10 protein-coding genes and 3 pseudogenes are annotated in these 8,014 nt (G+C 44.8%); 10 read left to right on the top strand and 3 right to left on the bottom strand.

The window, feature by feature from the left end:
- The 5 genes and pseudogenes from BLT91_RS29960 to BLT91_RS29945 form a co-directional block, all read left to right on the top strand.
- Nucleotides 1-476, top strand: a 476-nt coding sequence (locus tag BLT91_RS29960) for a transposase (RefSeq protein WP_141225123.1), incomplete at its 5' end; no start/stop codon positions are given.
- Between the two features lie 43 nt (nt 477-519).
- A pseudogene (locus BLT91_RS33335) lies at nt 520-612 on the top strand (NAD(P)H:quinone oxidoreductase, type IV); the annotation flags it as partial.
- Nucleotides 613-616: 4 nt separating this feature from the next.
- Nucleotides 617-737: pseudogene (locus BLT91_RS32190) on the top strand (NAD(P)H:quinone oxidoreductase, type IV); the annotation flags it as partial.
- 88 nt (nt 738-825) lie between these two features.
- Nucleotides 826-1,359: a transposase gene (locus tag BLT91_RS29950; RefSeq protein WP_090827862.1), complete on the top strand. Its 534-nt coding sequence runs from the start codon at nt 826-828 to the stop codon at nt 1,357-1,359.
- Nucleotides 1,360-1,636: 277 nt separating this feature from the next.
- Nucleotides 1,637-2,278: a transposase gene (locus BLT91_RS29945; RefSeq protein ID WP_254777211.1), complete on the top strand. Its 642-nt coding sequence runs from the start codon at nt 1,637-1,639 to the stop codon at nt 2,276-2,278.
- A gap of 362 nt (nt 2,279-2,640) precedes the next feature.
- Here the strand turns inward: BLT91_RS29945 and BLT91_RS29940 are convergent, their stop codons facing one another.
- Nucleotides 2,641-3,051 (bottom strand): hypothetical protein, encoded by a 411-nt coding sequence (locus tag BLT91_RS29940; protein WP_090827858.1) that lies wholly within the window; start codon nt 3,049-3,051, stop codon nt 2,641-2,643.
- Between the two features lie 445 nt (nt 3,052-3,496).
- On the opposite strand from BLT91_RS29940, the gene BLT91_RS33330 reads away from it, so the two are divergent.
- The 3 genes from BLT91_RS33330 to BLT91_RS32185 are packed head-to-tail and all read left to right on the top strand — an operon-like array spanning nt 3,497 to nt 4,251.
- On the top strand, nt 3,497-3,721 hold the full coding sequence (locus BLT91_RS33330; RefSeq protein ID WP_254777210.1) for an oxidoreductase: 225 nt from the start codon (nt 3,497-3,499) through the stop codon (nt 3,719-3,721).
- A 35-nt stretch (nt 3,722-3,756) separates the two neighbouring features.
- Nucleotides 3,757-3,948, top strand: coding sequence for a hypothetical protein (locus tag BLT91_RS33325; protein WP_254777209.1), 192 nt, complete (start codon nt 3,757-3,759; stop codon nt 3,946-3,948).
- Between the two features lie 60 nt (nt 3,949-4,008).
- A complete protein-coding gene (locus BLT91_RS32185) occupies nt 4,009-4,251 on the top strand; it encodes a hypothetical protein (RefSeq protein WP_175532601.1) in 243 nt (80 codons plus the stop codon).
- 49 nt (nt 4,252-4,300) lie between these two features.
- Here the strand turns inward: BLT91_RS32185 and BLT91_RS29925 are convergent, their stop codons facing one another.
- Complete coding sequence (locus tag BLT91_RS29925) at nt 4,301-4,873, bottom strand: TetR/AcrR family transcriptional regulator (protein WP_090827856.1); 573 nt, start codon at nt 4,871-4,873, stop codon at nt 4,301-4,303.
- A 252-nt stretch (nt 4,874-5,125) separates the two neighbouring features.
- Between BLT91_RS29925 and BLT91_RS29920 the strand changes: the two genes are divergently transcribed.
- Nucleotides 5,126-6,298 carry an MFS transporter gene (locus tag BLT91_RS29920; protein ID WP_090827854.1) on the top strand — a complete coding sequence of 391 codons (1,173 nt, stop codon included), beginning with the start codon at nt 5,126-5,128 and terminating at the stop codon, nt 6,296-6,298.
- Nucleotides 6,299-6,332: 34 nt separating this feature from the next.
- Nucleotides 6,333-6,764, top strand: a complete 432-nt coding sequence (gene sufU, locus BLT91_RS29915; protein WP_090827852.1) for a Fe-S cluster assembly sulfur transfer protein SufU — start codon at nt 6,333-6,335, stop codon at nt 6,762-6,764.
- Nucleotides 6,765-7,667: 903 nt separating this feature from the next.
- Here the strand turns inward: sufU and BLT91_RS32450 are convergent.
- Nucleotides 7,668-8,014, bottom strand: a pseudogene (locus BLT91_RS32450) (spore gernimation protein GerB); the annotation flags it as partial.

The raw sequence follows: 8,014 nt of genomic DNA, 5'->3' as shown, positions 1-8,014 counted from the left end.
CGGTGAGCATGACGAAGGGCTATGCTTTCCTCGATCGCCTGTCTTGGGATAACTTCAACGAGAGCACGACGGTCATTGACGTGATTCAGCAGTACCGCAAGCGCATGGGATACTATCCGGCTGTCGTGCAAGCGGATCAAATCTACCGCACACGCGAAAACCGGAGCTTCTGCAAGCAGCATGGCATCCGACTCAGCGGGCCGGCGTTGGGGCGCAAGCCTAAAAACGGTCTGACATGTGAAGATAAGCAAGTCGTCAAACAGGACACCGGAGAACGAAACGCGATTGAAGGCAAGTTTGGAGAAGGCAAGCGCAAGTACGGGCTTGGCTGCATTCGAGCACGCCTTGCAAAGACAAGCGAATCGGTTATTACGCTGCAACTTCTGGTGATGAACCTGGAGCGTAGGCTCCGCGTTCTTTTTTGCCTTTTTTTCACGATACTGTCACGTCGGCGCCTAGCTCTGAATTTCGGATAAAAATCATTCAGCAAGCCCTAATTAGGAGCGATTCCAATGGAAGGCAGAAGTAAAAATTCTAAGAGTACCGGAAACGGCGCCGCAATCCGTCGTTGATGGTAATCCATCTTGGAAAGCTCATCTTGAGGCAACCAAACGAAACGAGCGTAACCGTAGATCAAAATGGAGCAATGAAAGAAGACGTTCGCGCTGCAGCTGAACATCAAGCTAAAACGCACCGTAACGATAGCTAAATCGGTAAAAGAAGGTTTAAAACAATGATATAAGAGTCAATTTCATAATTCCAAACCCTTGCTACATCTAGCTTTTTAGGACAAACCAGATACCGAGAGAAAAAGGGGGACTCCTCATGTATACTATTCGACAAACTGAGCTATTTTCCTTCGATCAATTATTGAAAATGAATCCAGATGATCGATATAGCCAAATATTCGTTCATCTGGACCTTGGGCCATTGCTTCGGCTACTCGGTAAAAAGTCCCACCGCGGACGTCCCGAAGAACTGAAAGTACGTGCCATGATCATCTCTCTCCTCATTGGCAAAATAAAACGAATGGAGTTTGTAAAGGATATCATCCGTCGCCTTCGCATCAGTGAGGAATTTCGTTTGCAATGTCGATTTACTGGATCGGATCGCACGCCAAGCGAAGCCTCCTATTCAAGGCTTATCCATGAACTGCTCAGGCTAGGAATTATCGAAACTGCCCAGGACGAACTGGTACTGAATGCAATATCAGAAGGGTTTCTTGCCGGCAGACACTTGGCCGTTGATTCTTCTGCCGTAGAAGCATGGACTGTCAATATTCAGAACAAGCTTCTAAACGTGCTGCGCATCACCGCAGAGCAAAACATCAGAATCACCAGAAGAACAGCTCCAACTTAACATCGATGAGGAGTCAGAGGGAGAACTTAAACCAGAACTTGAGATAAAGCCTAAGCGTCGAAGAGGACGCCCCACTCGTGAAGAATCGGAGCAATTGAAAAAAGAGCGTGAAGCCTACGAGGCCACTTTAGGCCCTTTTGAAAAGAAAACCGCAGATATGATGCCTTACTCCTAGGAAGAGTTGCTTGAGGCTATGCCACGCCATACGTCTTTTTGATCTAAGAAAAATTCAAAAGGGAAAGTAGAGTCTTGGTATGGATATAAGGCTAACGTAATCGTGGATACAGACAGCCAGTATATGGTATCCGGCGTACTTAGCTCGGCACACCCCAACGATCAGCGCATGGCAATTGTGCTTTTGAAAGGGGTCCAGCTGAAGTTCCCGATGCTGCAAGTAAAGCATGTGTTAGCGGATAAAGGATACGATTGCACGACCATTTATCAACTCGTACATTCCTTAGGAGCCTATCCGGTTATTGACATCATTCATCATACCGAACCACCGGAGGGATTTGATGACGATTTCAAGCCGATTTGCAAGCAAGGTCATTCCTATCGCTACGATAGTTATGATCCCAAGTATAAAACGCTGAAATTCACAAGACCCAAGGAATGCAAGAGTTGCCCAATGGCTGAGTCAGGCTGTCAGAAGGTCCACAAAATCAAAATAGAACAGGACTTACGCAAGTACACGTATCCAGCGAGAGGTAGCGAGAGTTTCATTGAACTTTATAAAAAACGTACAGCTGTAGAGCGTGTATTTGCTTATTTGAAAGAATATTTCGGTCTGAAACGTACACGGCATCGCGGACTGCGAGCAACCGTGGATTTTCAATTGAGTTCGTTGGCCTATAACCTGTGCAAATTTGCTTTAGACAAACTGAACAAACGAATTAAGATATCCACAGAGGCAGCTTAGAAATCGAATTTCAAAAAAATAAGGGATACCCTGCTAGGGGAACTCTGTGCATTAACAAATATTTAATTATGAAATTGACTCTATAAGGCATCATATACTTGAGATCTTATAGTTGGATTTGGAATAAAGATATGGGTGAATTCCATAGAAGCAACATACGAGTTTCCTCTGCATCTCGTACGTACCGAAAGAAGTCGTCCTTAACAATCCGCACGAGATAATCGCCGTCCAACCCTCGTCGATCTCGGTGAAACCGGTTACCTGACGACTCCGATCTGTCAGTAATACATAAGAAGCCCCCTATCGACCTTGCGGCCGACAGGGGGTTAGGTAACGATCTGAAACGCCCTGTCGTGGTCACACTAAGGCGTCGTTGGGTAGTCCCAAACATCGGGCGGCAACTTATCCTTGAGTGATTCATACATGGAGTCGCGGAACAGTTTCACCGCCGGATATGGCCGGAGGGCAATAGTGCGCTCCTCTATCAGCCCCTGCTCGTTGTCCACGATGATCTCCAAGCTCTCGATCTTGTGGCCATCCATGGTCCCCACCCAGCGCAAGAAGGTGGTGCGCTCATCGAGCTTAAACTCGGCTGTATAGGTACCGGAACCACGCGTAGAGCTCGACTGAGCGAAAATCGCCGCGATGACGTCACGCCCCTCGATCGACCGTACAAGGATCGGGCTGTTGAATACGACGTTTTCGGCAAGTAACTCTCTCACCTGGGCGGCTGTAGCGTTACCGGATTCCCGTAGTTTGCGTAAAGGATGCATTGTGATTACTCCTATGCTGTGTTATTTGCTGCTAAAATCGAGCAAAGGCTTACCCTCGCGGCCCATCGAATCGGCATCTTTAGGAACCAGCCCTCGACCGCAGTCGCTGATAGAGTAGCCGCGGGGCAGGTAGCGGCATTTTCAAAGGCGGATGAATGCCACCTTAAGTATATGTAGAATTATAGCCTATTATACCGTGCCCGACACTGGGTAAGGGGCTCGCTGGCTGACCGCACGATGATCGTGATAAGCTTCTGCGTGCACAGCGCCCACGCATTGCCTCTGTTATGGCAAGTCTGCTTGTAAATAATTCCATAACAATAAGCTACCTATCAATAGGTAAACAAAGGAGAATGGTGACATGAGTTTTCAAGGACTTTTCACCCTATACCAACCTTCGCAATGAAAATGGGGCGGCAGCCTTGAAAAACGGATGTTGTTTCCCATGAAAATAGTAGACGAAGTAAAGCAAATTGTTGCCGCCCATACCAAAGAGCCGTTCATCGTCGGATACCGATTCTCACCTGAAGAAGAGGCGACACCAGGAATCACAATGGTTGAAACCTTCGCTCTTGTCGATGCCTTAGCTGACAAAGACCTTGATTACTTGCACATTTCGCTTAATGATTTTCGTTCCGTAGAGGAGCGGATGATTCCCGCACACCCGTAGAATGCGTACTCGAACGTATTAACGGAAGAGTACCTTTGATCGGTGTAGGCTCAATTCGGACGGCAGATGAAGCCCGGGATGCGATGCAGATGGGTCTTCCTATTATCGCCATCGGCCGCGAGTTGATATTTCCATTCCGAGCATCATTCGGGATATCGGCGTTTCGGCAGCTCTCGGATGGTGGATTGTTTCAAGCTACTCGATCGGCTATGCAATATCAATTGTGATTTACAGCAGGCTTTCCGACGTGCTGCCGATTCGAAGATTGCTGTCGGTCGGTTGGACTCTTGAACCTAGGGCTTTCTTCCGTCTTCGGTATCTTCACGACGAATTTTCATATTCTGCTGATAGTTCGGATTGCGCAGTCCGCCGGCGCCGGCGCGATGGCGGGACTTGGCCTAGTTCTTGCCAGTCGGTATATTCCTTATGAAAGGCAAGGCAGAGCGACTCTTTTTAATACACTACCGATGACTGAAGTTTATCCCCTCGAGGAAGTTAATCAGGCATATAATGATCGAAGGGGAAGCTAGATTTCGAGCCAGATCATTTTCACCAATTTCGTTACTTATTCGCCTCTTCTTAGGCGCTAGTGAGCTGGGCTTGAATCAATATCATCGCCGCGTCATAAAAATTGTTGCTATCATATTCAGGTTTGCGGATATAGGTATCCACGATAGCACCACTGTACAGCATTCCCAACTGAGCTGCCAATGCTTCAGGATTTCTGGCCCCAGCTTTGCGTGCAATTTGTGCGATCACATCTTCTTTTTCCATGCGGCACTTCAAAGCCGCCTGGTGTCCGGGATGCGTGGCATCGGGGAACTCAAGCAGCGTATTCGTAAAGGGACATCCACGAAAATCTGGTTTCCTTATGCCCTCCGACAACCTGTTAACTAACTGATATAACTGTTTGAAAGGCTCATCCGGGTACTGCTTTTTGGTTTCTTCGAGCCTAGTTAGCATTCGATGATGACGAAGTTCCAGAAATGCAACTACAAGGTCATCCTTTGTTACAAAGTTACGGTAAAAGCTGGCTTTGGCAACCCCGGACTCAGCAATAATCCGATCTATTCCTACAGCACGTATTCCTTCGGAGTAAAATAATTTGGAGGCAACTTGTAAAATCCGTTCTTTAGCGGATTCTTTTTGCATGCTAGCAACCTTCTCCCTCTTAGATTATATTTTAGAGTGTTGACATGGAACAGATCTGTCTGTATCATGTGTACATGAGTGATACAGACCTGTCTCTTTCATTCTAATGAAGAGTTCAGAGGCTGTCAATTTTTGAAACAAATATCGATGGGTGGGGGAACTACACAATAAGATCTTTAAGGTAGGAAAAAGAAGAAGAATCACTTATCTTATGATTCTTAATTCATATTACTTTTACAAAGGAGAACTGATATGAAAAGAATGCTTTGGGTTGTTCTTATCATGTCCTGCGGAGCGACTTATATTTCATCGTTGTTCCCTGTATATGGGAAGAATTATCAAATGAGCAGTCTGGAAATCACTATTTTGTTTGCTGTTTATGCTGCTATCTTATTGCCGACTCTGCTGATCGTGGGAGCCAAAGGGAGCTCCTGGGGTTTGAAAAGGGTGCTTCGAATAAGTATATGGATATCTATCGCGTCGACATTGCTCTTTATCGCGAGCCAAAACGTCTGGATGCTCTATGCAGCAAGGATATTGGAAGGCATCGCATATGGCGCCTTTACAGGTACAGCTACTGCTTTTTTATTAAAACAAACGTCATCTAATAAAATGGGTACTGCACTCAAGTTCTCAGGCGTAGCTGTAAATGTTGGTTTCGGCATGGGCCCGGCCATATCCGGTGTAGTCGTGCAATATGTGCATATTCAGCCACTTCGGATGCCATTTTGGTTTTTACTCTTCATGCTATTGAGTTCCTTGGTATTGCTGGAAATGTTACCGAAGCTCGAAGATGCACAGAAACCGGCAAGTGCTAAGATTTCGCTCGGAGTTCCTGATAATATTCGTTTCCATTTCTGGTCATTTATCGGACTTCCGGCGTTTACTTTTTTCATGTTAGGCGGAATTGTGTTATCTTTGATTCCATCTTTCGTCAAAAACGTCATTCACTCTTCCAATCTCTCTACAGCAGGATTGTTAATGTTCATGCTGTTAGGCGTGGCTGCCTTGATGCAGTTCTTTCCTTGGGTGCAAAATCCCGTTGCACGGATGCGCATAGGCATCGTATTTCTGGCGATTGGGCCGTGGATCATTGTCTCTTCGGGACAGACAGGGAATCTATTTTTGCTCTGTGCTGGCATGCTCATTCAAGGAATCGGTGCCGGATGGACGTTTCAATCTTCTTTAAGGTTTGCCGGCCAGTTGCCGAAACCGGAAGAACGTCCGCGAGTTATTTCTGCATTTTATTTATGCGCTTATGCTGGATTCATTATTCCTCCTATCGGCGTCGGTGTTTTAACACAGTTTTTTAGTTTGAACTTCTCATTGGTTCTGTTAAATTCTTTTGCTGCTCTGGTTGTTATCTATATTTTGATTTATTCAGTCAAATTTAAAAAATATTATACAAAACTTACATCACAATAAGTGAACTTATCTTATACAAAGGAGTGCTTCGGTCATGCAATTGGATGATTTATACCGCAGAGTGATTATGGATCACTATAAAAACCCACGCAATCGCGGGCAACTCGATCCCGAAGCGGTGGTGACGATCAACCTCAATAACCCAACCTGCGGCGATAAAATTTCGCTGCAAATGCAAATTGAGGACAACGTTGTTAGAAACGTGAAATATTTTGGCGAAGGCTGCTCGATCAGCCTGTCCTCCGCTTCGATGATGACAGATGCCATCAAAGGCAGGACGCTTCAAGAAGCGCTCAAAACGGCTGAGAACTTTTCAAGCCTAATGAAAGGCGAGCATCCAGTGTTTGAATACGAGGAAATCGAAGCATTGTCTGGCGTCACCAAATTCCCAGCTAGAATCAAATGCGCAACCCTTGCCTGGAACGCACTGCGCAAAGGGGTAGAGCAGATGCAAAAGAAAGGATAAGGTTTGTACCCTAACCTATCATGATCTCCTGAAAAGGATGGGCATTATATTCGGGTGGTCGAAGAAAGAGGCGCGTATTTTGACTTGAAACAAACAATGAATTTAACATTGAAACGGGATTTGACTGAACATGAGAACCATTTGCTACGGGGGCTGTGCGAAAAAGCAAGTATTTAACAGCAAAAGTTTCTCACCTCAATTATCACCGGAATTCACGGTTCCTGAGGGGACTTGTCGACTCGATTCTATTTATGCGTACCCAAATAAAAATGAGTTTAACGAGATTGAGGTTATCTATCTTGAAGAGGAACACATCGAATGCATAACCTCATTCAACTCCCTCGGTATGATTTAATTATCTCTCGAATACTCGCTTATTCGCAGGATTTCGACCCTATGGAGTGAGCAACAGGATGAGGGGGAAGCCCCGTAATCAAACATCGGCAACATGAAGGAGCACGGAAATAAAGGGGAGTAGGGCAACCCCAATAATTACCAATCTACTATACGCATTCTCCACGCCGCCCCTGGAGGTTTTCACTCCCATGTCTCAACGGGTCAGAGCCCTTTTGTTGAATCCATCCGGTACTCCGTGCTTTTTTTGATTATATACTTAGATACATCGAGCCATATCAGAGACCGCTAAAGTCTAGTCTGCTGATGGCTTCCACTTCAACTAAGGCAAATCCGCAGGAACTTTTTTTATTGTGACTTTTGTTTTTTTTTAAATGTTATAAATTATCATGTATTATTTATTGGCAAAGGTATCCAGATTCCGGTCACGGATTCCACTTCCAATACCCAGATTTGTTTGCCGAACATGTTCACTATTTCTAAATAGAGATTAATTACGACACAATAAAAACCAGTCCAACATTGATCATGTTTGACTGGTTTTCTTATTTATCCGGCTTGTATCGTCTTTGATTTTTTCTGTGAGATTTTACTGCGAATCATATAAAGGATAAATAGTAGCGGGATATATGCATAAATAAAATAAAATCCAATCTCAGCAACGTTCTTTCCTAACCAGTCAATCTTAACACGATCATTGAATGGTAGTGTGGCTATAAAGATTGCTATCAGTATCAGTAATAGTGACAATGTGGGTTTAAGATTCGTAAATCTTTTTAGAATTCTTGTACAGCTCCAAATCGAGAGACAAAGCATGGGCATAATAATCATATGCCAGATACATATAAAAATAAATTCAATCCTTGCAATAAGTGAAAACTCAATCACTTTTATCA

This window comes from Paenibacillus sp. yr247 (genome assembly GCF_900103825.1).
In the GTDB taxonomy this organism is placed as follows: Bacteria; Bacillota; Bacilli; order Paenibacillales; family NBRC-103111; genus Paenibacillus_E.
The sequence above is the reverse complement of the archived record's forward strand: the minus strand, read 5'-3'. Positions and strand labels throughout refer to the sequence as shown.